Here is a 22025-nt window from a genome sequence, read left to right as displayed (position 1 = left end):
GTCACACATGAAGCGAGTGCTCAGCGCGGCGATCGCGGTTGCCGTCCTTGCCATTCCGGCAATGGCGCAGAGTATTGATGACAAGGTTACCAGCTTCACGCTCGACAACGGAATGGATGTCGTCGTCATTGAGGATAACCGCGTCCCGGTTGTGCAGCACATGGTGTGGTACCGTGCGGGTTCAGCGGATGAACCGAAGGGTCAATCCGGCGTCGCCCATTTTTTGGAACATCTCTTGTTCAAGGCGACCGAGACCCTTGAAGCGGGCGAGCTTTCCGCAACGGTCGCGGCAAATGGCGGCCGGGACAACGCCTTCACCAGCTATGATTACACCGCCTATTTCCAGCGCGTCGCATCTGACCGCCTCGAACTGATGATGCAGATGGAGGCTGACCGGATGAAAAACATCCGGTTGACCGATGAGGACATCGTGACCGAGCGGCAGGTGATTATCGAAGAACGAAATCAGCGTACCGAGAACAATCCGCGGGCCCTGTTCGGCGAGCAGTTAAACGCCTCGCTCTATCTCAATCATCGCTACGGAGTGCCCATCATCGGCTGGATGCACGAGATGGAGACACTGGATATGGAAAATGTGCTCTCTTTCTATGACAGGCATTATTCACCGAATAACGCGATCCTGATCGTCTCTGGTGATGTGGACCCTGAAAATGTTCGCGTTCTGGCCGAAAGGCATTACGGTGTGATTGCCGCGAACCCCGACCTGCCCGAACGGACGCGGACCGAGGAACCACCCCATCGGGCCGAACGGCGCGTGGTCTTTCGGGATCCGAGAGTGGCGCAGCCTTATGTCAGCCGCTCCTATATCGCGCCTGAGCGGGACAGCGGCGCACAGGAGAAAGCGGCTGCCCTCGCATTGCTGAGTGAAATCCTCGGGGGTGGGACAACATCCTATCTGGCCGAAAAGCTGCAATTCGACAGTCAGGTCGCCGTCTGGACCGGTGCTTTCTACAGCGGTGTCTCGCTCGACGACACCTCGTTTACCGTGATCGTCGTGCCGGGCCCGGATGTCAGCTTGCAGGAGGCCGAGGAGGCGATGGATGCCGCCCTTGCCTCTTTTATCGAGGATGGCGTGGATGCCGAGCAGCTTGAGCGGATCAAGATGCAACTGCGCGCGGCCCAGATCTATGCGCGTGACAATGTCGATGGGATCGCGAACCGCTATGGCCGCGCGTTGACATCCGGTCTGACGGTCGAGGACGTGCGGGCCTGGCCCGACATTCTTCAGGCCGTGACCGAAGAAGACATCATCGAAGCCGCACGCGCGGTTTTGCGTCCGGAAGCATCCGTGACCGGCTGGCTCACCAAAACCGAGGGAGTGACGCAATGAGATTTCTCGCAAGCTTCATCCTGACTGTCTTTATCGCTCTTCCCGCAGCCGCCGACGTCGAGATCGAGGAGGTGACAACGCCCGGCGGCCTGACCGCCTGGCTGGTTGAAGATCAGTCAATCCCCTTCGTCGCGCTGGAGTTACGGTTTCGCGGGGGGACGTCCCTGGATCTTCCCGACAAGCGTGGAGCGGTTAATCTGATGACCGGTCTGCTGGAAGAAGGCGCGGGTGATCTGGACGCAAGGGCCTTCGCGCGGTCGCTGGAAGGGTTGGCCGCGTCCTTCGACTATGATTCGAACGACGACGACGTGTCGATCTCTGCGCAGATGCTCACCGAGAACCGGGACGAGGTTCTGCCCCTGCTGCGCCAATCCATCCTTGAGCCACGCTTTGATGACAGCGCAATCGAACGGGTGCGGCAGCAGGTTTTGTCAGGTCTTCGCTCGGATGCGAACGATCCTAACGAGATTGCCAGCCGCGCCCTGTCGGAGATTGCCTATGGTGATCACCCTTATGGTGGGCCCGAGCGCGGGACCGTTGCCTCTGTCGCGGCACTGACGCGGGATGATATCCTGACCGCTCATCGCGCGGTCTTTGCCAGGGACCGCATCTATATCGGCGCTGTCGGGGACATAACGGCCGATGAGCTGAGCACCTTGCTCGACGATCTGCTTGACGGACTGCCCGAGACCGGAGCGGAGATTCCCGGAAAGGTCGATGTCTCGCTCGATGGTGGGACGACAGTTGTTCCCTTTGACACACCGCAATCGGTGGCCTTGTTCGCTCAACGCGGGATCGAACGGAATGATGATGATTTCTTTCCGGCATTCGTCTTGAACCACATCATCGGCGGGGGCGGCTTCGAAAGCCGCTTGATGACCGAAGTGCGCCAGAAGCGTGGACTGACCTACGGCGTCTATTCCTACCTCCTGCCCAAGGATCTGGCCGCGATCTACCTGGGTAGTGTCGCATCGGCCAATTCACGGGTCGCCGAGGCCATCGAGGTGATCCGCGCCGAATGGGATCGCGCGGCAACGGAAGGCGTGACCGTGGAAGAGTTGGACGCGGCCAAGACGTACCTGACCGGGGCCTATCCGCTGCGCTTCGACGGCAACAGCCGCATCGCGACCATCATGGTTGGCATGCAGATGCAGGGCCTTCCCATCGACTACATCGCCACGCGCAACGACAAAGTGAATGCCGTCACGCTGGAAGACGTGAATCGTGTGGCTGGTGAGCTTCTCGATCCCGCCGGTTTGCACTTCGTCGTGGTGGGCCAGCCAGAAGGGTTGCCGGTTCCCACCGAATGATGTGCTAACCGTCGGAATTCAGAGTTTCGTCGAAAAACTTGGTGAGGGCCGTCCAGGCCCGATCTGACGCGCGCGCGCTGTAGCCCATGCCCGCATCGTGGCTCTGGGCACCCGGATTGGTAAAGGCGTGGCCGGTGCCGCCGAACCCCAACACCTGCCAATCGTCGCACACGACCGTGAGTTCTGCGGCGAGGGCGGTCAATTGCTCGGGCGTGGCAAGCGGATCATCCCAACCGTGAAGCACCAAAACCGACCCCGGCATGGCTTGTGCCGGGTCCGGCGGTGCGTCGTAGACACCGTGGATCGGAACGCAGGCCTTGATCGGGGCACCGCTTCGCGCAAGATCCAGCACTGCCTTCCCGCCAAAGCAAAAGCCCATCGCACCGATCCGCCCGTCCTCGACATCGGATTGCGCCTGAAGCGCCGTCATCGCTGCTTGCATCCGCTTGGCAAGCACCGGTCGGTCCGCCTCGACGGCCCGCATCAGCGCATATGCTTCGGGTTGCGTTTCGACGCGGGCTGCATCGCCATAATAGTCGACGGCGAGCGTGACATACCCCAGATCGGCCAACCGCCGGGCATAGTCGATCTCAAGCGGGCCAAGTCCTCCAAAGGCGGGCGCAACGAGGATACCGGGGCGGGTTTTCTGGTCCGCATGCGTAAAAAGCTGGCCCTCGAACTGAAGCTCATCATGCGCGTAACCGAGCGTGGATTGTTTGATCTCATTCGCCATAGGGCACCCAGATGTTCTTGATCTCAGTTGCTTCGCTCAGGAAACTTGGCGTGTCCGGCAGGCTCCAGTCTCGCGCTTGGGCATGGTTGACCCATGTCCGCTTGAGGTTGCCCGCGGCGCGACGTTCGATATCGCCTGACACATCGGTCGAGGAAAAGCTCCAGACCGCGTCGACGTCAAGGTGATCTGCAAGCGTCTTGGCAAGCTCCGCATGGGTTCCGGTAAGGATATTGACCACGCCTGCTGGGACATCGGATGTCTCAAGCACTTGGTAGAAATCCGTGGCAGCCAGCGGAAACGGCTCGGACGCGACCAGCACGGTGCGATTGCCCATCGCGATGGCCGGCGCCATGCAGGACACAAGGCCCAGAAGCGGCGCCTCGTCCGGGCAGAGCGCGCCGATCACGCCGACCGGCTCTTTCATCGCAAGGGCAACGCCGCGGATCGGCACCCCATGGACCTGCCCGTCGTACTTGTCGGCCCAGGCGGCGTAGGTAAAGAGGCGTTGAACGGACAAATCTACCTCTTTCGCGCCTCCGCGCCCGCCCTGAAGCGCATCCAGCCGCGCCGCGAATTCTTCCGCACGGGCGGCGAGGTTCTCTGCGATGTAATAGAGGATCTGCGCCCTCAGATGCCCTGTCGTCTTGGCCCAGCCGGCAGCCCCCCGCGCGGCCTCCACGGCATTGCGCACATCCTTGCGGTTGGCCAGCGGAACATGACCCAGAAGCGAGCCCGTCTTGCCGTAGACCGGGCTGGAATAGCCCCCATCGGGACGCGCCTGTTTGCCCCCGATATAAAGCTTTGCGGTTCGGTCGATCCCGTTCTCCGGACCTTTCTCGCCCAGAACGGGCTCAATGGGCGTGAGCGTCTTCGCGGTCCCTACGGGCCTTGTGTAGGCAGTCAGCCCTTCCCATCCGCCTTCCCGGCCAAACCCGCTTTCGCGTACGCCGCCGAACCCTGCAGCTGCATCAAAAAGATTGGTGGCGTTGATCCAGACCACTCCGGCCGCGAGTTGCGGAGCGATGTCCAGCGCGAGGTTCAGATTTTCCGACCAAACCGTCGCCGCCAGCCCATAGCGCGTGTTATTGGCAAGGCTTACCGCTTCTGCCGGTGTCCGGAATGTTGTTGAGACGAGAACCGGCCCGAAAATTTCCTCCTGCATCAGGGGGTCAGAGGGGGCGAGGCCGGTGATCAGCGTCGGCGGGTAAAAACAGCCGCCGTCAGGTAAGGCGCCGCTGGCTTGGTAGGTCGTGCCACTGGCATTGCTCTCTACCAGCTCGGCAATGCGATCCAGTTGCACCGGATCAACCACCGCGCCCACGTCGATACATTTGTCGAGCGGATTGCCGACCCGCAAGGTGTCCATGCGGCGGCGCAGCTTGTCGAAAAACGGCTCGGCCACGCTTTCCTGAACCAACAGACGGGATCCGGCGCAACAGACCTGTCCCTGGTTGAACCAGATCGCGTCGACCAGCCCTTCGACCACGCTGTCGAGATCTGCGTCGTCAAAGACGATGTAAGGGGACTTCCCCCCGAGTTCGAGCGTCAGCGCCTTGCCGGTGCCTGCGGTGGCCTGCCGTATGCTGCGGCCCACGCTTGTCGAACCGGTAAAGGCGATCTTGTCGATATCGGCATGCCCGACAATCATCTCTCCGACCGCGCCGTCGCCGGTCACGATGTTGATGACGCCGGGCGGCAATCCGGCTTGCCGACAGATATCGGCGAAAAGCAACGCTGTGAGAGAGGTATATTCCGCCGGTTTCAGAACCGCGGTGTTCCCCATTGCCAAGGCGGGCGCCACTTTCCAGGCCAGCATCAGCAGGGGGAAGTTCCACGGGATGATCTGACCGCACACCCCAAGCGGCGCGCGGCCCGGCAAAGCCTCCTCCATCAGCTGTGCCATGCCCGCGTGATAGTAGAAATGGCGCTGGGCAAGGGGGATATCGATGTCCCGGCTCTCCCGGATCGGCTTTCCGTTGTCGAGTGTTTCCAGCACCGCAAAAAGCCGCGCATGTTTTTGCAAGAGGCGCGCAAGCGCGTAAAGATACCGCGCCCGTCCGGGCCCGCCCAGCTTCGCCCATTTGCCCTGCGCCTTGCGCGCCGCTTTGACCGCCGCATCTATATCGGCCTGACTGGCTTGGCTGATCGTTGCCAGAACCTCACCCGTGGCTGGATTGCGGCTGTCAAAGCCGGTCCCCGGCTCGGTAAAGGCCCCGTCAATGAAGTGGCCGAACCGGCTGCCCTGATCGACGAGCCAGGCAAGCGCTTCCTCCGCGCTTTCAGGGGCAGGTCCGTAATCCATCGTCTCGAATATCTCGGCTACGCTCATGTCTTCTTCTCGATAAAAATACGGAATATCCTCCGGTCAGCCCATCGCGTGGCGGTGTGCGGCAGAGTAGGCGCCGGTGATATGATGCTCCAATTGCCGCTCGATATCACCGAGAAGCGAGGAGGCGCCGAAGCGGAAGAGATCCGGACGCAACCAGCGATCGCCCAGTTCGTCCTTGATCAGCGCCAAATAGACCAGCGCATCCTTGGCCTTGGAAATGCCGCCTGCGGGTTTGTAGCCAACGCGGTAGCCGGTGCGCAGATGATAGTCCCGGATCGCGCGCAGCATCACCAGGGTAACGGGCAGGGTCGCGTTCACGCTTTCCTTGCCGGTCGATGTCTTGATGAAATCGGCGCCTGCCATCATGCAAACCTGTGAGGCGCGGGCGACGTTGCGCAGGCTGCCCAACTCGCCGGTCGCAAGGATCGCTTTGACATGGGCCGCGCCGCAGGCCGCGCGGAAGGCCCGCATTTCGTCATAAAGCGCCTGCCAATTGCCGCTCAGCACATGACGGCGCGAGATCACGATGTCGATCTCGGTGGCACCGGCCTTCACGCTCTCCTCGATCTCGGCCAAGCGCAGTGGGAACGGCGACAATCCCGCCGGAAACCCCGTGGAAACAGCCGCTACCGGGATGCCCGTGTCCTGCAGCGCTTCAACCGCGGCAGGCACCATGTCGTGATAGACGCAGACAGCACCGGTTGTGATCGGCCCCATGCCGAGCGCATCCAGCATGTCGGCGCGCACCGGCTGGCGGGCCTTGGCGCACAGTCTTCGCACCCTTTCTTCGGTGTCGTCTCCAGCCAGCGTGGTCAGGTCGATGCAGGAGATCGCGCGCAAGAGCCAGGCCGCCTGATAGGCTTTCTTCACCGATCGCCTACCCGGCAGGGTCGCCGCGCGCCGTTCGATGGCCGAGGTGTTGGCCCTCTGGATCGCGACGATGTCGAGATCCAGCTCGGTGCCCGGGTTTCGGGCTTCCGCGATTTGCGGCAGATGTGCCGTTTCGGTTGAGGTGCTGAGGTCCATAATCGCTCCCTGGCCCGCTGCGCTGCGAAAGTCGCATGCAGCGCGGCGCTTGGCAAGCGAGCGGGCTGCCCAAAAGAGGGGCGGTTCACAGAGTCTTGTTGCGAATAATTCGCAAACTCATTGACGAATTGAGAATGACTCGCATATTCATGTGACATGGTTCCTTGCACAGAATGGAGAATCGTCCGTGATTCTAAGACGTTTTGTACTGCCCCTGATCGCCGCCGCTGCATTTGCGGCCCCGGCCGCTTTTGCGAACGAGCGTGTGTCGGTCGTCGCCACCACCGGAATGATTGCCGATGCGGCCCGACAGGTGGGCGGAGATCTCGTCGATGTGCGTGCCCTGATGGGGCCAGGCATCGATCCGCATGCCTATCGGCAGACCCGCAGCGATATCGTGGCGATGACACGCGCCGATCTGGTCTTGTGGCACGGCCTTTATCTTGAGGCGCAGATGGAGGACTTCTTTACAGACCTCAGCCGCGAAAACACCGTTGTCGCGGTCGCTGACGATCTGCCGCGGGACCGGCTGCGCGCGCATGATGATTATGCCGACAAGTTCGATCCCCATGTCTGGATGGACCCCGCATTGTGGACGATGGTTGTCGGGACTGTCGCGGACGCGCTGACCCAGGTGCATCCCGAGGGTGCGGAGGTCTTTGCCAGCAATGCCGATGCGCATATCGCAGAGATCGCCCGCCTTGCCGACTACAGCAGTGCCACCCTGACGGATGTACCCGAAAGCGCGCGGGTGCTGGTTACGGCACATGACGCGTTCGGCTATTTCGGACAAGCCTATGGCTTTGAGGTTCTGGGCATTCAGGGCATTTCCACCGAAAGTGAGGCGGGTTTGAACCGGATCCGCGAACTGGTGGATCTTCTGGTCGAGCGGGACGTTGCGGCGGTCTTTGTGGAAAGCTCGGTCTCGGATCGGAACATCCGCGCCCTTATCGAAGGGGCTGCCGCACAGGGCCATGAGGTCAGCGTTGGCGGAGAACTTTTCAGCGATGCGATGGGTGCGGATCAGACCTATGAGGGAACGTTCATCGGGATGATCGATCACAATGTCACCGTCATAGCCGGAGCGCTTGGTGCCGATGTGCCGCCGCGCGGCATGGACGGCAAACTGTCAGCAGGATACTGATATGCAATTGCGTTTGGCCACGACTGCAGGTGCGCCTGCCAGATTTGAAACCGACGCGGATGATGCGCCGCTCTGCGTGCGTGGCCTGACGGTATCCTACGGTGAAAAGCCGGCCGTTTTCTCGGTCGACATGACCGTACCTCGGGGCGCGATGACAGCGATTATCGGACCGAACGGGGCCGGGAAATCGACCCTGCTCAAGGCCGCCTTGGGCATCCTCAAACCTCTGTCTGGCCAAGTCCGTGCTTTCGGGCAGGATCTTGAGCAGCAGCGGGACCGGATAGCTTACGTGCCTCAGCGCGCGTCGGTCGATTGGGATTTCCCGACACGGGTCATCGATGTGGTATTGATGGGCATGTATCGCGATCTGGGTCTCTTGGGTCGTGTCCGGCAAAGGCACCGGGCTGAGGCACTTGATTGTCTGGACCGCGTCGGCATGCGCGCCTTTGCCGAACGCCAGATCGGGCAGCTTTCGGGAGGACAGCAGCAGAGGGTCTTTCTGGCCCGCGCGCTGGCGCAAAAGGCGGATCTTTATCTGCTGGACGAACCTTTCGCGGGCGTGGATGCGGCGACGGAAAAGGCGATTATCCATGTTTTGAAAGATCTCAAGGCCGAGGGAAAAACCGTGGTGGCCGTTCATCACGACCTGTCGACGGTCAGCGAATATTTCGACCGCGTCTTCCTGATCAACACCCGTAAGGTCGCCGAAGGACCGGTGGGCGAGGCCTTTACCGCCGACACGTTGCAGCGCGCTTATGGCGGGCGGCTTGCCACGGCGCAGGTCGATCAGCTTGCGGGTATGCTGGGCTAAGCCATGCTGGCCGATGCGCTGTTCCTGCAGCTTGGCTACAACGCCACGCTTGTCGCTGTCGGGGCCGCACTTCTAGGCCTGTCCGCCGGTGTGACGGGAACATTTCTGTTTCTGCGCAAGCGGGCCCTTGTCTCAGATGCGATTTCCCATGCGACGTTGCCCGGTGTCGGGCTGGCCTTTCTGCTGCTTGTGGCTTTGGGGGGCGACGGGCGCAGCTTGATCGGTTTGATGCTGGGCTCTGCCGTTTCGGCCTGGGTTGGGCTGCTTTGCGTCAGTTGGCTGACGCGGCGGACGCGATTGGCCGAAGACGCCGCGATTGGCGCGGTTCTGTCGGTATTCTTCGGCTTCGGTGTCGTTCTGTTGACTGTGATCCAGACGCTCAGCTCGGGCCGCCAGGCAGGGCTGGAAGGGTTCTTGCTGGGCTCGACCGCCGGTATGTTGTGGAACGATGCCCTGATCATCGCGCTGGGCGGAGCCGTGACTTTGGCGCTGGTCATGCTGTGGCGGCGCCCGATGACGCTGGTCGCTTTTGATCCCGATTACGCGCAGGCGCAGGGCGTTCCGGTGGGGCGCTTCGATCTGGCGATGATGGGGCTTGTGATGGCCGTGACCGTCGTGGGGCTCAAGATCGTCGGGCTTATCCTGATCGTGGCGCTTTTGATCATTCCACCGGTGACCGCGCGCTTCTGGACAGAGCAGGCGGACCGTGTCGTCTGGCTGTCCGGCCTGATCGGAGGGGTGTCCGCCTATATGGGTGCTGCGATTTCGGCATCGGCGCCGAACCTGCCAACGGGCCCCATCATTGTGCTCACCAGCTTTGCCTTCTTCGCGTTTTCCCTTTTTCTGGCCCCCAATCGGGGCCTTCTGGCGGCCGTGTTGCGGTATCGGCAATTCCAAAGGCGCGTACATCTGCGTCAGGGCCTTTTGGCGCTGGCACAGGGCCAGCCGATCTATGAACGTCTGACGCTGCGCCTGTTGCAGCGCGCCGGTCTTGCCCGCGCCGACGGGGTCGCGACAGATGAGGGGCGGGCGCGCGCCGCCAAAGCGCTGAGAGACGAGAAACGCTGGGAGATCGTCCGCGCCGATCACGCCCATGAAGGCGCGGCAGAGCGCTATGACGGACTGACGGAGATCGAGGCGGTGCTGACCCCGGACCAGATCGCGGAGATCGACCGACGCATCGGCGGGCCGCAGGGGGTGCCGGCATGAGCGGGTCAGAGTTCGTTCCCCTGTCGCTGACGCCGCTTTTGATCGGGATCTGCGCGGCGGTGGCCTGCGCGCTGCCGGGAAACTTCCTGGTGCTGCGGCGGCAGGCGCTGATTGGTGACGCGATCAGTCATGTGGTGCTGCCGGGGATCGTGGTGGCCTTTCTTGTCACCGGTGTCGTGTCGGCCTGGCCGATGATGCTGGGGGCCGCAGGTGCTGCCATCGTGGCTGTGGTGCTGATCGAGGCGGTGCGCCGGTTGGGCCGGATCGAGCCGGGTGCCGCGATGGGCGTGATCTTTACAGCGATGTTCGCGGGTGGCGTGCTGCTGTTGGAGCAATCGGACACGTCCAATGTGCATCTGGACGTCGAACACGCGCTTTACGGCAACCTTGAAAGTCTGATCTGGCTGGACGCGACGGGCTGGGCTTCTCTTTGGGATCGCGAAGCCTTGGCGGGGCTGCCGGTTGAGCTGCCGCGGATCTTTGTGACCTTGCTGGGCGTGATCCTCTTTACATGGCTCTTCTGGCGACCGCTTGCGCTGTCGACTTTCGATGAAGGCTTTGCTCAAACGCTGGGCATGCGCACCACTGTTCTCTCTCTGGCGCTGGTCATCGTCGCGGCGATTGCCGCGGTCGCGGCTTTTGATGCGGTGGGATCGATCATCGTGATCGCGATGTTCATTTGCCCCCCCGCGGCGGCAAGACTGATGACCAACCGGCTGGAGCGGCAGGTGGCATGGAGCATCGTTTTTGCGGTGATCTCGGCGGTTCTGGGCTATGTGCTGGCAGGCTATGGGCCGCTTTGGCTGGGCTTTGCGGATGCGGTGAGCGCTGCGGGAATGATCGCGACGGTATCGGGCGTCATTCTGGCGTTGACGGCGATGTTCGGCCCCTGCCGAACAAGGAGCGGCGCCCCTCAAGAGATCTGAGGACGGTCGACCTCTAGCTGCCCCGATAGGTCGAATATCCAAAGGGCGAAAGCAGGAGGGGCACGTGGTAATGCGCGTCCGGGTCGCTGATGCCGAAACGGATCGGAATGTCATGCAGAAAGCGCGGCTGTTCGGGGGGGGTGCCCGACGCGTCGAGGTAGGCGCCGGCCTCGAAAACCAGCTCATATTGCCCTATCGCGAAGTCGCCTGCGGGTAGGATGGGGCTGTCGGTGCGGCCATCGGCGTTGGTGGTCGCGCTGGCCAGTTCGGTCCGATTTTTCCCGTCGATCCGGTAGAGGCGGATCCGGAGACCCGCGACCGGGGTGCCGCGTGACGTGTCGAGGACATGGGTGGTCAGGTAGCCGCTGGCCATGAAAGATGCTCCTTTTCCGGGCACATGGCCCCGCCTTGCCGGGAATCTATGCCGCTTGCGCCGGAAAGTGCAGCCCCTAAAGTGACGCCGCTATAGATCTGAGTGTCGAAGATCGGGGACCAAGATGCGCTATCCACGCGATATGACCGGATATGGGGCAACGCCGCCTGATGCGGCCTGGCCGGGCGGGGCACGGATCGCCGTGCAATTCGTGCTGAATTATGAAGAGGGCGGGGAGAACAACATCCTGCATGGCGACGCAGGATCGGAGGCCTTTCTGTCGGAGATCGTAGGCGCGGCCTCGTGGCCCGGTCAGCGGCATTGGAACATGGAATCGATCTATGAGTACGGAGCACGGGCAGGGTTCTGGCGATTGCACCGGCTTTTCACGGAAATGGGCGTACCGGTGACGGTGTATGGCGTGGCCACGGCTCTCGCGCGGTCGCCGGAGCAGGTGGGGGCAATGCATGAGGCCGGGTGGGAGATTGCGAGCCACGGTCTGAAATGGATCGAGCACAAGGACATGGAGGAGACAGAGGAGCGGCGCCAGATGGAGGAGGCCATCGCGCTGCACGAGGAAGTGACCGGGGAGGCGCCAAAGGGCTGGTATACGGGGCGGTGTTCGATGAACACGGTCCGGCTGGCGGCGGAGACGGGGCGGTTTGCCTATCTCTCGGACGCCTATGACGATGATCTGCCCTATTGGCTGCGCGTGGGGGAGCGGGATCAGTTGATCATTCCCTACACGCTCGATGCCAATGACATGCGGTTTGCCACGCCGCAGGGGTTCAATGCGGGCGATCAGTTCTTTGCGTATCTCAAGGACAGCTTCGATGCCCTTTACCGGGAGGGCGAGGCGGGGGCGGCGAAGATGATGTCGGTGGGCCTGCATTGCCGCCTGGCGGGACGACCCGGGCGGGTGCAGGCGGTACGGCGGTTCATCGAATACATTTTGAGCTTTGACGGAGTGTGGTGTCCGAGGCGGATCGAGATTGCGGAGCATTGGCGGGGGGCTCATCCGCCCTGCGGGCGTCTTCGCATCGGTGAAATGGGGCGCAACAGCTTTGTGGAACGGTTCGGCGGAGTGTTCGAGCATTCGCCATGGATTGCTGAGGGGGCCTACGACCTGGAACTGGGGCCGGCGCATGATACGGCGGGTGGTCTGCACAATGCCATGGCGCGGGTATTTCGGCGTGCCTCGCCCGAGGCACGGATGAAGGTTTTGAAGGCGCATCCCGACCTTGCGGGCAAGCTGGCAGCAGCAAAGCGATTGACGGAGGAGAGCACAGCGGAGCAGGCGAGCGCGGGCCTTGATGCGCTGACGGATGGGGAGCGGGCCGAGTTTACCGCATTGAACACCGCTTATACCGAACGGCACGGCTTTCCGTTTATCATCGCTGTTCGGGACCACGACAAGGCCGGCATTCTTGAGGCCTTCAAGAGGCGGCTGGACCATCCCACGGACAAGGAATTTGGCGAGGCCTGCAGGCAGGTCGAGCGCATCGCGCGGCTCAGGCTGGAGGAGATGCTGTGAGTTATGCCTTCCCGCCGGGAGGTCTGCCGGATCAGACGGTGGATCCCGAGGGCACTGCCGTCTTTACCGAAGCCTATGCGGTGCTGCCCGCGCTGACCCAGCGGGACATCGTGACCAGTTTTCTGCCCGGCTGGGAGAGCACACGGGCTTGGATCCTCGCACGGCCCCTGTCGGGGTTCGCCGAAACCTTTGCGCAATATGCGGTCGAGCTGGCGCCGGGTGGCGGCAGTGCCGAGCCCGAGCCAGACCCGGAGGCGCAGGCGGTGCTCTTCGTGGCGCATGGTCGCCCGCGTCTGACGCTGGGGCGGGACATGTTCGATCTGGAGCCTGGCACGCATGTCTATATCCCGCCAAGCGCGGTCTGGAGCCTTTGGAACACGACCGACGCGCCCTGCGGCGTGCACTGGATCCGCAAACGCTACGTCGCGGCACCTGGCATGATGCCGCCCGAAGCGCAGGTGGTGCATGAGACCGACGTGCCAGCCCTGCCGATGCCGCATTCGAACGGGGTCTGGGCCACGCAACGCTTTGTCGATCCGTTCGATCTGCGCTTTGACTTCCACGTCAATATCGTCACCTTCCGGCCCGGGGGACGCATCCCCTTTGCCGAGACCCATGTGATGGAGCATGGGCTTTACGTGCTGCAGGGCACGGCGGAGTATCTGCTGAATACAGATTGGGTGAACGTCGGGCCGGGCGATTTCATTTGGCTGCGCGCCTTTTGTCCGCAGGCCTGCATCGCGACGGGGGAGGAGCCGTTCCGCTATCTCCTTTACAAGGACGTCAACCGGCATCCGGTGTTATGAGCGACGACCGGGTGATCATATGCCAGCCTTTGACCGCTGAGGCGTTTGCCCCCTTTGGAGATGTTCTGGACGTCACAGGCACGCCGGACAAGATGATCAATGCCGGGCTTTGCGGGCGATATCACGACAGGGCACACCTCGATTTCGGGGTCGAGGGGCGCGCGGGCATCAGCCTGTTTGATGCCGAACCGCGGCGTTTGCCCTACGACCTGGACCTGCTAGAGCGGCATCCGGAAGGGTCACAGGCCTTTCTGCCGATGATGGAACATCCGTTTCTGGTTTGTGTGGCCGAGGCTGCCGATGCACGGCCCCTGGCATTCCTGACGGCGACTGGGCAGGGGATCAATTTCCATCGCGGCACCTGGCACGGTGTGCTGACGCCGCTGGCCGCGCCGGGCCGCTTTGCCGTGATCGACCGCATCGGGCCGGGGGCCAATCTGGAAGAAGCGATCTGCGATCCGCCCTGGCGGATCGTTTCGTCATAAGCCGCATGAAAAGCGGCGTACCGCAACCGGGAGGGACAGAGGAGATGACATGTCCGACGTAACACTGACAGGCGCCTATCGCGACCCCGATACGACACCGCCCATCGCTCAGGCTGTGCCTTTGGGGCTTCAACATGTGCTGGCGATGTTTGCTTCGAACGTCACACCGTCGATCATCGTGGCGGGTGCCGCAGGGCTGGCCTTTGGCGGGGCAGAGCAGGTCTATCTGATCCAGATGGCGATGCTTTTTGCCGGGATTGCGACACTGTTCCAGACGGTGGGCGTGGGGCCGGTGGGCGCGCGGCTTCCGATCATGCAGGGCACCAGCTTTGCCTTTGTGGGCGTTCTGGCCGGCGTGGCGGCGACGCAAGGGCTGGGCGTTGCGCTGACGGCCTGCCTGATCGGTGGGGTGATCCATTTCGGGTTGGGATCTGTTATCGGCAAGCTGCGCTGGCTCTTTCCACCGCTGATCACGGGGCTGGTGATCCTGGCCATCGGGCTCTACCTGATCCCGGTTGCGATCAAATATGCAGCAGGCGGGGCCGCGACATTCCAGATGGAGGCGGAAAGCTTCGGCTCGCTGATGCATTGGAGCGTGGCGCTGACGGTGGTCATTGTCGCGCTGGTGCTGAAATTCTTTACCACGGGGCTCTTGAGCAATGCCGCAATCCTCGTGGGTCTGCTGGCCGGTTATGTCCTGGCCTTTATCCTTGGCATGGTGAGTTTTGCGCCTGTGGCCAATGCAAGTTGGCTAACCGGGCTGACGCCACTGCCCTACGGGTTCGAGTTTTCGCTGGGCGCGGTGATTGCCGTGACGCTGGTGTCGATTGTGTCCGCGATTGAGACCGTGGGCGATGCCTCTGCCACCACCAAGGCAGGTGCGGGGCGCGAAGCCACTGACCGCGAGATCGCGGGTGCGACCTATGCCGACGGGCTGGGCACGGCGGTGGCGGCTGTGTTCGGCGGCCTGCCCAACACCTCGTTCAGCCAGAACGTGGGCATCGTGAGCATGACGGGCATCATGAGCCGGCATGTGGTGACCATCGGCGCATTGTTCCTGGTGCTTTGCGGGCTTGTGCCGAAAGTGGGGGCTGTCATCGCCTCGATGCCCTTGCCGGTGCTGGGCGGGGGAGTGATCGTGATGTTCGGCATGGTCGCCGCGGCCGGGCTGAATGTGCTCAGCGAGGTGGAAATGAACCGGCGGAACATGATGATCATCGCCGTGTCGCTGGCTGCCGGGCTTGGCCTCAATCTCGTGCCCACAGCGGTGCAGTACCTGCCGGGCGTGATCAATACGCTGATGACGAGCGCCGTGGCGCCGACTGCAATTGTGGCGATCGTGTTGAACCTGGTGTTGCCAAAGGAAATCTGAGGCCCTCCGGCCGGCGTGAGAGATGAAGATTTGTGCCTCCGGCGGCCGTATTTTCATCGAGAAGAAGCAGGGGCTGTCCCCATGGGGACGGGCCTTGTTTTGTGACTGGATTCGTGGTGGGCTGGATTTGATCAGATTTTCCAGCGGAGGCCCCAGACGATGAAGGACGACAACTTTCTGCGCGCCAACAATGCACGCCACATGTGGCATCCGATGGGGCATCCCGGCGATGCGCTGTCCCATGCGCCCACGATCATCACCAAAGCCGAAGGATCGATGATCGAGGATATCGACGGGCACAAGACGGTGGATGCCGTTGGCGGTCTTTGGTGTGTGAACCTTGGGTACTCCAACGACAAGGTGAAGGAGGCGATTGCCAGCCAGCTTTACGAGCTGCCGTATTACTCTGCCTTTGCCGGCACAACCAATCCAATGGCGATCGAGGCCTCCTACACGGTGCGGAATTTCTTCGAACCGGATGGCATGGCACGGGTCTTCTTCACCTCTGGCGGGTCAGATGCGGTGGAAACGTGCCTGAGGCTGGCGCGGCAATATCACCGACTGAGGGGAGAGCCGACCCGCACCAAGTTCCTGAGCCTGAAGAAGGGGTATCACGGCACCCATTTCGGGGGCGCCTCGGTCAACGGAAACAACCGGTTCCGCACCGCTTATGAACCGCTTTTGGCGGGGTGTTTCCACCTGCCAAGCCCCTATACCTATCGCAACCCCTTTGATGAGACCGATCCGGAGGTGCTGGCCGACAAGATCGCGGCGGCGATGGAGGATGAGATCGCCTTTCAGGGCGCGGCAACCATCGCGGCCTTCATCATGGAGCCCATTCAGGGCGCGGGCGGTGTGATCGTGCCGGGCGAGAGCTTTATGAAGAAGATGCGGGAGATCTGCGACCGGCACGGTATCCTGATGATTTCAGATGAGGTGATCACCGGGTTCGGGCGGTCCGGGGATTGGACCGGGGCACGGCATTGGGGCGTGCAGCCTGATATGATGAGCACGGCTAAGGGCATCACGAGCGGGTACTTCCCGGTCGGCGCGGCGCTGATGAGCGAAAAGGTTGCCGAGGTGTTCGAAGGCTCGGACGCGGAAGGCGCGATTTTCCACGGTTACACCTATTCGGCGCATCCGGTGGGTGCGGCGGCGGTCGTGGCCTGTCTGGAAGAGACGTTGAGGCTTGATACCAAGTCGAATGCCGCGGCGCGGGGTGACCAGCTTTATCAAGGGGTAAAGGCCCTGGCAGAACGATACGATATCATCGGGGACGTCCGGGGCGGGCACGGACTGATGACCGGGATGGAACTGGTGTCGGACAAAGCGACCAAGACACCGATGGATCAGGCGACGATGAAGAGGATGCACCAGGCGACGTATGAGGCTGGCTGCATGGTACGGCTGGGGATGCATAACGTGCTTATGTCACCCCCGCTGACGATCACGGAGGCTGAGGTGGATCAGTTGCTTTCCGCGCTGGATGCGGGGCTGAAAGCGGTCTGATCAGGCAAAGGCGTTGAGCGCCCCCCCGGCGTGACAAGCCGGGATGCCCGATATGTGCAGCACGCGCGCGCCGCTCCGCAAGGCTGCGGTACGGTCTTTCTTAGTGAGACGACATGGCCGACCGGTTCCCGGTGCGGCTCAGCAAGCGTGACGCAGGTCGGAGAGATGGCCGGGCAGCTCTTTGAAACGAAGCACCTGCCGACAGGTCGGCCCGTAGGCGGTTTCTGCATCTTGTGCCAGGAGGTTCGGGAAGAGCGCGCGAATTTCCGAACGCGCATCCCAACCCGCGGCCCGCAGGGCCCAGGGGCCGGGATAAAAGCTCTCGCTCCAGATGCCGTGGGTGCGGACGATCTGATGGCTTTCGAAGAGCAAATGCACGTAAGTGACCCTTCGGGTGCCCGATGCAATGCGGATTCTGCCGCCCCGGATACGGGCGAGGTGAATTGCGCGCACCAGTGCCTCGGGCTGGTCGCAAAGCGCGCCCACAAGAAGGGCGTGTTGTGGGGAGACCACGATCGTCTCGTCGTTACCGATGGTCCCCGGCGCGATCCGGACAGGGACGAGGCGCGGGTTCCGCACGAGGTCAGGCGCGGTCAGGCTGCGGGTGCCGGACCAAAGGATCGGCTGAGCGCCATTGTCTCGGGTCACGACCAGGTCCCCGGCACGCAGTTCCTCTACCGGGCGGGGGCCGGAGGGGGTGTCGATCAGGGTGCCGGCAGTAAAACAGGGAATGCCGGACTGATTGCCGCGCAGGTCGTCGGGGCTGACCCCTTGCAGAACGATAGATTCGCCCTGCGGAAAGCTGAGCCGTGCGCTGCCATCTGGCTCTTCTGTGATGGTGATGTCGCCCCAGCGGATCGTGCCGCCGGGACCGGAGCCGCCACGCAAGTCGGACAGGTCGAGCTGATCGACGTTCGGATCATTGCCGTTCAGATCGCCGAGAGAGAAGTCGGTGATCGTGTCATCACCATCACCTGAGCGGAAGATGACGGTGTCTCGCCCGTCGCCGGTGGTGATGAGGTCATCGCCCCGTTCGCCGATGATGGTGTCGTCGCCGGAACTGCCGATGATGGTGTCGTCGCCGCCATCGCCATCGAGGAACTTGCCCGAGCTGCTGGCGGAGGCGTCGATATAGTCGGAATCGTTCGACCCCTCGATCTTTTCCATCTCCTGAAAGGAGCCGGTGATGTTGCCATCATTGTTCGAGAATGTGCCTGATTCCTCGCCTGTGAACGTGACGGTGAAGCCATCCCCGTCGGTTCCGTCATCGGCGGTGTAAAAGTCGATCTCGTCCAGGTCCTGATCATCGGCATCCTCGCCGCCGCGCAGGTCGTAGTTTCCGGAGGAGCCGATGATGATCCGGTCTGTGCCCTCGCCGCCTGCCGCGCTGTCATTTCCGGATCCGGTGTAGATCCTGTCGTCCCCTGCGCCAGCGTCGATCGTGTCGTTGCCGCTGTCGCCGTAGATCCTGTCATTGCCGTCACCGCCCGACATGCTGTCATCGCCCGAGCCGCCGTAGATCGTGTCGTGATCCGCCCCTCCGTCGATGCTGTCATTGTCGTCTCCGCCGTCGATCCAGTCGCGACCGCTGCCTCCGTCCATCGTGTCGTCGCCGGAGCCGCCATAGATGACGTCGCCATCGTCCCCGCCGGACATGCTGTCCTGACCGCTGCCGCCGGAGAGCGTGTCGCAGCCTTCTTCGCCCTCTAGAGTGTCGTCGCCGTCTTCGCCATAGAGACGATCATTGCCTGTGCCGCCCCGGATCTGGTCCTGGCCGGAGCCACCATAGATCGTGTCGTCTTGCGCGCCGCCGTCGATCGTATCATTGCCTTCGCCACCTTCGATCTCGTCATTTCCTGATCCGCCGGAGATGCTGTCATCCCCGGTGCCGCCATCGACGCTGTCATCCCCGCTGCTGGCATCGACGGTGTCGTCATCATGCCCGGCATGGATATCATCGCCCTCGGAGCCCCCTTCGATGTCGTTGGCTGCGTCCGGGTCGTAATCGACCGAACCGAAGTCGCTGTAATAGGGCTGGTTCTGCGGGGTGACGTTGTCCTGACTGACAATCGTGTAGGTGACGCCGGGCTGCAGCGGGCCGTCAGCGACAAAGCCCATGGGCTGGCCACCAATCTCGACCGAGTAGAAGTTGATGATGCTGCCATCGGGCGCCTGAACGGAATAGCCATGTTCGAGGTAGATCTGCTCGGAGGGGCCGCCGCCCACGAGATTGCCCTGCGCGTCGCGGACGGTGCCGTATTGATCGGTATCCTCGCCCACCTCGGACGCGCCATCGTCGCCACTGAACTTGGCACCGGTGCCACCATCCTGGATGTCGTATTGCAGACGGTCGGTATCGGCGTCGAAATCGGGGTCGACCCGGAAAGTCTTGCCTATGGCGCTGCCATCTTTGGGAAAGGTCGATCCACCCCCGTCGATCTCAAACGCGGAACTGGGATAGCCGTCGAAAGAATAGCTGGGCATGGTCGGATCTCCGGTCTCAGGAAGTCGGAGATTACGCGTGCTACAGCCACTATTCCCTTAAGCGCCAAGCCGCAAATGCCTCTGATTTGGTTCGCTTTTTAACGACTCGACAACATGCCGCGCGCCGGGCTGTCGCACCCCGGGGTGAAGGCTGCGCTTCGCGCGCTAAGTCAGAGATAACAGATAAGACTGCGAACAGGTTTCGTTATGATGGACACATTGCTGCTGTCCCGGATCCAATTCGGGGCCAACATCTCGTTTCATATCCTCTTCCCGACGATCACCATCGCGTTGGGCTGGGTGCTGTTGTTCTTCAAGCTGCGGTTCAACTGGACCGGAGATGTGAAGTGGATGCAGGCCTATCGCTTCTGGGTGAAGGTCTTTGCCCTGAGCTTTGCGATGGGCGTGGTGTCGGGCATCACGATGTCATTCCAATTCGGAACAAATTGGCCAGGCTTTATGGAACGCGTGGGCAACATCGCAGGGCCCTTGCTGGCCTACGAGGTGATGACGGCGTTCTTCCTTGAAGCGGTGTTCCTGGGCATCATGCTTTTCGGTTTTTCGAGGGTGCCGGGGTGGCTGCACACGCTGGCCACGTTCCTGGTGGCGTTTGGCACGACGATGAGTGCGTTCTGGATCCTGGTGCTGAACAGCTGGATGCACACGCCGGCAGGTTATGAGTTGCGAGACGGGGTGGCGTTCGCGACAGACTGGTTTGCGATCATCTTCAACCCGTCGATGCCCTACCGGCTGGTGCATATGCTGCTGGCCTCGGGCCTGACGGTGGCCTTCCTGATCGCGGGGCTGAGTGCGTTCCGCTGGCTGCTGGGAGACCGCGGCAAAGAGGTGCGCACGACGCTGAAGACGGGCCTGATCATGGGCGCAGCGCTGATCCCCCTGCAGATCCTGGCGGGCGATTTCCACGGGCTGAACACGATGGAGCATCAGCCGCAGAAGGTGGCAGCGATGGAGGGGAACTGGGAGACCGGGACCAACGTGCCGCTCCTGCTGTTTGCGGTGCCGGATGAGGAGGCGCGGACCAACCACTACGAGGTTGGGATCCCGAACGGCGCGTCCCTGATCCTGACGCACAAGGCGGACGGAGAGGTGCCAGGTCTGAACGACTTTGTCACCGAGGACGGAGAGGTTATGCACCCGCCGGTGGCGCCGGTCTTCTATTCCTTCCGCGTGATGGTGGGCACGGGCATGGCGATGCTGCTGCTCAGCTGGAGTGCGGTCGCGATCATGGCACGCCGCAGGGATGTGGGCGCGCTGCCCAAGCCGCTGCTCTATGTGCTGGTGCCGATGGCGTTCTCGGGATGGGTGGCGACGCTGGCGGGCTGGTACACGACCGAGATCGGGCGGCAGCCCTGGCTGGTGCAGGGCGTGCTGACCACAGAACAGGCGGTGGCGAGCGTACCGGCGCCGATGGTGGCGACCACGCTGATTGCCTATCTTGCGATCTACGCGTTGCTCCTGACGGCCTATGTCCTGGTGCTGTTCTATCTGGCGCGCAAAGCCATCGACGGGGATATCCCGCGCCGCCGCGTGCCGCTCTCGGGTGAGGCGGTCGCAGCACAGGTTCCGGCGGAGTAGGCTCATGTATCTCTTTGGTGATCCGGCCCAGTGGCTGCCGCTGGTCTTCGCGGGGCTGATGGGCCTGTCGATCCTGATCTATGTGGTGCTGGACGGGTTCGACCTGGGTGTCGGTGTCCTCTTCCCCTTCGCGGATGCGGAGGAGAAGGACCGGATGGTGGCCAGCATCGGCCCGTTCTGGGATGCCAACGAGACTTGGCTGGTGATGGCCATCGGGCTTCTGCTGGTGGCATTCCCGTCGGCGCACGGGGCGATCCTCACGGCGCTTTATCTGCCGGTCGCGGTGATGCTGATCGGGCTGATCCTGCGGGGCGTGGCTTTTGAATTCCGGGTGAAGGCGCCGCTGCCCTACAAGAAGAGCTGGGACATGGCGTTTTATGCCGGGTCGCTCATGACGTCGCTGTCGCAAGGCTACATGCTTGGGCTCTACATTATGGGTCTGGAGGCAACGCCCTTCACTCTGGCCTTTGCCGCGCTGACGGCGGTGTTTCTGACTGTGGGGTATTCGTTTATCGGGGCGACATGGCTGATCCTGAAAACGGAAGGTGCATTGCAATTGAAGGCGGTCGATTGGGCCAAGGGGGGGATCTGGGGGCTGGTCTTGGGACTTGGCGCGATCTCGCTGGCTTCACCTTTGGTGAGTGACCGGATCTGGGATAAGTGGTTTGCGGTGCCAGAGATCTTCCTGCTCGCCCCCCTGCCGCTGATGTCCGGGGCGCTGGTGCTGCTCCTGTGGTACGCGCTGAGGCACCTGCCGACGCGAGACGATAGCTGGGCGTGGTTCCCCTTTGTCGCGACGATCGTGCTGTTCACCCTGGCGTTCTTCGGGCTGGCCTATTCGTTCTACCCCTTCGTGGTGCCGGAGCAATTGACGATCTACGAGGCGGCGAGCGCGCCGGAGAGCCTGTTCATCATCCTGATGGGCGCGCTGGTCGTAATGCCGATGATCGGAGGGTATACGGCGCTGGCCTATACGGTGTTCCGGGGCAAGGCGACGGAGTTGCGGTACGATTGAGGGGCGGCAGCG

The 22025-nt window shown here is 62.4% G+C and carries 18 protein-coding genes; 13 read left to right on the top strand and 5 right to left on the bottom strand.

Annotation, left to right across the window (positions count from 1 at the left end; genetic code table 11):
- Positions 1-7 precede the first annotated feature (7 nt).
- Together CFI11_RS21270 and CFI11_RS21265 are read left to right on the top strand one after the other, a co-directional pair.
- A complete protein-coding gene (locus CFI11_RS21270; protein ID WP_130409494.1) occupies positions 8-1351 on the top strand; it encodes a pitrilysin family protein in 1344 nt (447 codons plus the stop codon).
- Positions 1348-2661, top strand: a complete 1314-nt coding sequence (locus tag CFI11_RS21265) for a pitrilysin family protein (RefSeq protein ID WP_130409493.1) — start codon at positions 1348-1350, stop codon at positions 2659-2661. Before CFI11_RS21270 ends, CFI11_RS21265 begins: the two co-directional genes overlap by 4 nt.
- Positions 2662-2665: 4 nt before the next feature.
- Here the strand turns inward: CFI11_RS21265 and CFI11_RS21260 are convergent, their stop codons facing one another.
- Genes CFI11_RS21260 through deoC form a run of 3 tightly spaced genes read right to left on the bottom strand, consistent with a single transcriptional unit; the run spans position 2666 to position 6749 of the window.
- Positions 2666-3394 (bottom strand): dienelactone hydrolase family protein, encoded by a 729-nt coding sequence (locus CFI11_RS21260; protein ID WP_130409492.1) that lies wholly within the window; start codon positions 3392-3394, stop codon positions 2666-2668.
- A complete protein-coding gene (locus CFI11_RS21255; protein ID WP_130409491.1) occupies positions 3384-5723 on the bottom strand; it encodes an aldehyde dehydrogenase family protein in 2340 nt (779 codons plus the stop codon). Before CFI11_RS21255 ends, CFI11_RS21260 begins: the two co-directional genes overlap by 11 nt.
- A gap of 36 nt (positions 5724-5759) precedes the next feature.
- Entirely contained in the window at positions 5760-6749 is a 990-nt protein-coding gene (gene deoC / locus CFI11_RS21250) for a deoxyribose-phosphate aldolase (RefSeq protein ID WP_130409490.1), read from the bottom strand.
- A 190-nt stretch (positions 6750-6939) separates the two neighbouring features.
- On the opposite strand from deoC, the gene CFI11_RS21245 reads away from it, so the two are divergent.
- The 4 genes from CFI11_RS21245 to CFI11_RS21230 are packed head-to-tail and all read left to right on the top strand — an operon-like array spanning position 6940 to position 10839.
- Positions 6940-7893 carry a metal ABC transporter solute-binding protein, Zn/Mn family gene (locus tag CFI11_RS21245; RefSeq protein ID WP_371687491.1) on the top strand — a complete coding sequence of 318 codons (954 nt, stop codon included), beginning with the start codon at positions 6940-6942 and terminating at the stop codon, positions 7891-7893.
- 1 nt (position 7894) lies between these two features.
- Entirely contained in the window at positions 7895-8704 is an 810-nt protein-coding gene (locus tag CFI11_RS21240; protein WP_130409488.1) for a metal ABC transporter ATP-binding protein, read from the top strand.
- 3 nt (positions 8705-8707) lie between these two features.
- Positions 8708-9913, top strand: coding sequence for a metal ABC transporter permease (locus CFI11_RS21235; RefSeq protein WP_130409487.1), 1206 nt, complete (start codon positions 8708-8710; stop codon positions 9911-9913).
- A complete protein-coding gene (locus CFI11_RS21230; protein ID WP_130409486.1) occupies positions 9910-10839 on the top strand; it encodes a metal ABC transporter permease in 930 nt (309 codons plus the stop codon). Before CFI11_RS21235 ends, CFI11_RS21230 begins: the two co-directional genes overlap by 4 nt.
- A 13-nt stretch (positions 10840-10852) precedes the next feature.
- On the opposite strand, the gene uraH is transcribed toward CFI11_RS21230, so the two are convergent.
- Complete coding sequence (uraH, locus tag CFI11_RS21225; RefSeq protein ID WP_130409485.1) at positions 10853-11212, bottom strand: hydroxyisourate hydrolase; 360 nt, start codon at positions 11210-11212, stop codon at positions 10853-10855.
- A 124-nt stretch (positions 11213-11336) separates the two neighbouring features.
- Between uraH and puuE the strand changes: the two genes are divergently transcribed.
- From puuE to CFI11_RS21200, 5 genes are all read left to right on the top strand, one after another.
- Positions 11337-12746: an allantoinase PuuE gene (gene puuE, locus CFI11_RS21220; protein WP_130409484.1), complete on the top strand. Its 1410-nt coding sequence runs from the start codon at positions 11337-11339 to the stop codon at positions 12744-12746.
- Complete coding sequence (locus CFI11_RS21215; RefSeq protein WP_130409483.1) at positions 12743-13552, top strand: bifunctional allantoicase/(S)-ureidoglycine aminohydrolase; 810 nt, start codon at positions 12743-12745, stop codon at positions 13550-13552. Before puuE ends, CFI11_RS21215 begins: the two co-directional genes overlap by 4 nt.
- Positions 13549-14037, top strand: a complete 489-nt coding sequence (locus CFI11_RS21210; protein ID WP_130409482.1) for an ureidoglycolate lyase — start codon at positions 13549-13551, stop codon at positions 14035-14037. The genes CFI11_RS21215 and CFI11_RS21210 overlap by 4 nt, the downstream gene beginning before the upstream one ends.
- A gap of 49 nt (positions 14038-14086) precedes the next feature.
- Positions 14087-15409: a uracil-xanthine permease family protein gene (locus CFI11_RS21205; RefSeq protein WP_130409481.1), complete on the top strand. Its 1323-nt coding sequence runs from the start codon at positions 14087-14089 to the stop codon at positions 15407-15409.
- Positions 15410-15568: 159 nt separating this feature from the next.
- Positions 15569-16918, top strand: a complete 1350-nt coding sequence (locus CFI11_RS21200) for an aminotransferase class III-fold pyridoxal phosphate-dependent enzyme (protein ID WP_130409480.1) — start codon at positions 15569-15571, stop codon at positions 16916-16918.
- A 138-nt stretch (positions 16919-17056) separates the two neighbouring features.
- Here CFI11_RS21200 and CFI11_RS21195 read toward each other — a convergent pair whose 3' ends face one another.
- Positions 17057-19402: a Hint domain-containing protein gene (locus CFI11_RS21195; protein ID WP_130409479.1), complete on the bottom strand. Its 2346-nt coding sequence runs from the start codon at positions 19400-19402 to the stop codon at positions 17057-17059.
- 210 nt (positions 19403-19612) lie between these two features.
- Between CFI11_RS21195 and CFI11_RS21190 the strand changes: the two genes are divergently transcribed.
- Complete coding sequence (locus tag CFI11_RS21190) at positions 19613-20998, top strand: cytochrome ubiquinol oxidase subunit I (protein ID WP_130410117.1); 1386 nt, start codon at positions 19613-19615, stop codon at positions 20996-20998.
- A gap of 4 nt (positions 20999-21002) precedes the next feature.
- Positions 21003-22013, top strand: coding sequence for a cytochrome d ubiquinol oxidase subunit II (locus CFI11_RS21185; RefSeq protein ID WP_130409478.1), 1011 nt, complete (start codon positions 21003-21005; stop codon positions 22011-22013).
- Positions 22014-22025 lie beyond the last annotated feature (12 nt).

The organism is Thalassococcus sp. S3, from assembly GCF_004216475.1.
Lineage (GTDB): Bacteria > Pseudomonadota > Alphaproteobacteria > Rhodobacterales > Rhodobacteraceae.
Note: the sequence above shows the minus strand (reverse complement) of the source record. Positions and strands in the feature narration are given on the sequence as shown.

What these genes read in the sequence shown, in the direction of transcription:
- uraH (WP_130409485.1), bottom strand. Translation starts at nt 11,212, where the DNA reads ATGGCCAGCGGCTACCTGACCACCCATGTCCTCGACACGTCACGCGGC.
- CFI11_RS21230 (WP_130409486.1), top strand. Translation starts at nt 9,910, where the DNA reads ATGAGCGGGTCAGAGTTCGTTCCCCTGTCGCTGACGCCGCTTTTGATC.
- CFI11_RS21235 (WP_130409487.1), top strand. Translation starts at nt 8,708, where the DNA reads ATGCTGGCCGATGCGCTGTTCCTGCAGCTTGGCTACAACGCCACGCTT.
- puuE (WP_130409484.1), top strand. Translation starts at nt 11,337, where the DNA reads ATGCGCTATCCACGCGATATGACCGGATATGGGGCAACGCCGCCTGAT.
- CFI11_RS21270 (WP_130409494.1), top strand. Translation starts at nt 8, where the DNA reads ATGAAGCGAGTGCTCAGCGCGGCGATCGCGGTTGCCGTCCTTGCCATT.
- CFI11_RS21200 (WP_130409480.1), top strand. Translation starts at nt 15,569, where the DNA reads ATGAAGGACGACAACTTTCTGCGCGCCAACAATGCACGCCACATGTGG.
- CFI11_RS21260 (WP_130409492.1), bottom strand. Translation starts at nt 3,394, where the DNA reads ATGGCGAATGAGATCAAACAATCCACGCTCGGTTACGCGCATGATGAG.
- CFI11_RS21185 (WP_130409478.1), top strand. Translation starts at nt 21,003, where the DNA reads ATGTATCTCTTTGGTGATCCGGCCCAGTGGCTGCCGCTGGTCTTCGCG.
- CFI11_RS21255 (WP_130409491.1), bottom strand. Translation starts at nt 5,723, where the DNA reads ATGAGCGTAGCCGAGATATTCGAGACGATGGATTACGGACCTGCCCCT.
- CFI11_RS21240 (WP_130409488.1), top strand. Translation starts at nt 7,895, where the DNA reads ATGCAATTGCGTTTGGCCACGACTGCAGGTGCGCCTGCCAGATTTGAA.
- CFI11_RS21265 (WP_130409493.1), top strand. Translation starts at nt 1,348, where the DNA reads ATGAGATTTCTCGCAAGCTTCATCCTGACTGTCTTTATCGCTCTTCCC.
- CFI11_RS21190 (WP_130410117.1), top strand. Translation starts at nt 19,613, where the DNA reads ATGGACACATTGCTGCTGTCCCGGATCCAATTCGGGGCCAACATCTCG.
- CFI11_RS21195 (WP_130409479.1), bottom strand. Translation starts at nt 19,402, where the DNA reads ATGCCCAGCTATTCTTTCGACGGCTATCCCAGTTCCGCGTTTGAGATC.
- CFI11_RS21205 (WP_130409481.1), top strand. Translation starts at nt 14,087, where the DNA reads ATGTCCGACGTAACACTGACAGGCGCCTATCGCGACCCCGATACGACA.
- CFI11_RS21210 (WP_130409482.1), top strand. Translation starts at nt 13,549, where the DNA reads ATGAGCGACGACCGGGTGATCATATGCCAGCCTTTGACCGCTGAGGCG.
- deoC (WP_130409490.1), bottom strand. Translation starts at nt 6,749, where the DNA reads ATGGACCTCAGCACCTCAACCGAAACGGCACATCTGCCGCAAATCGCG.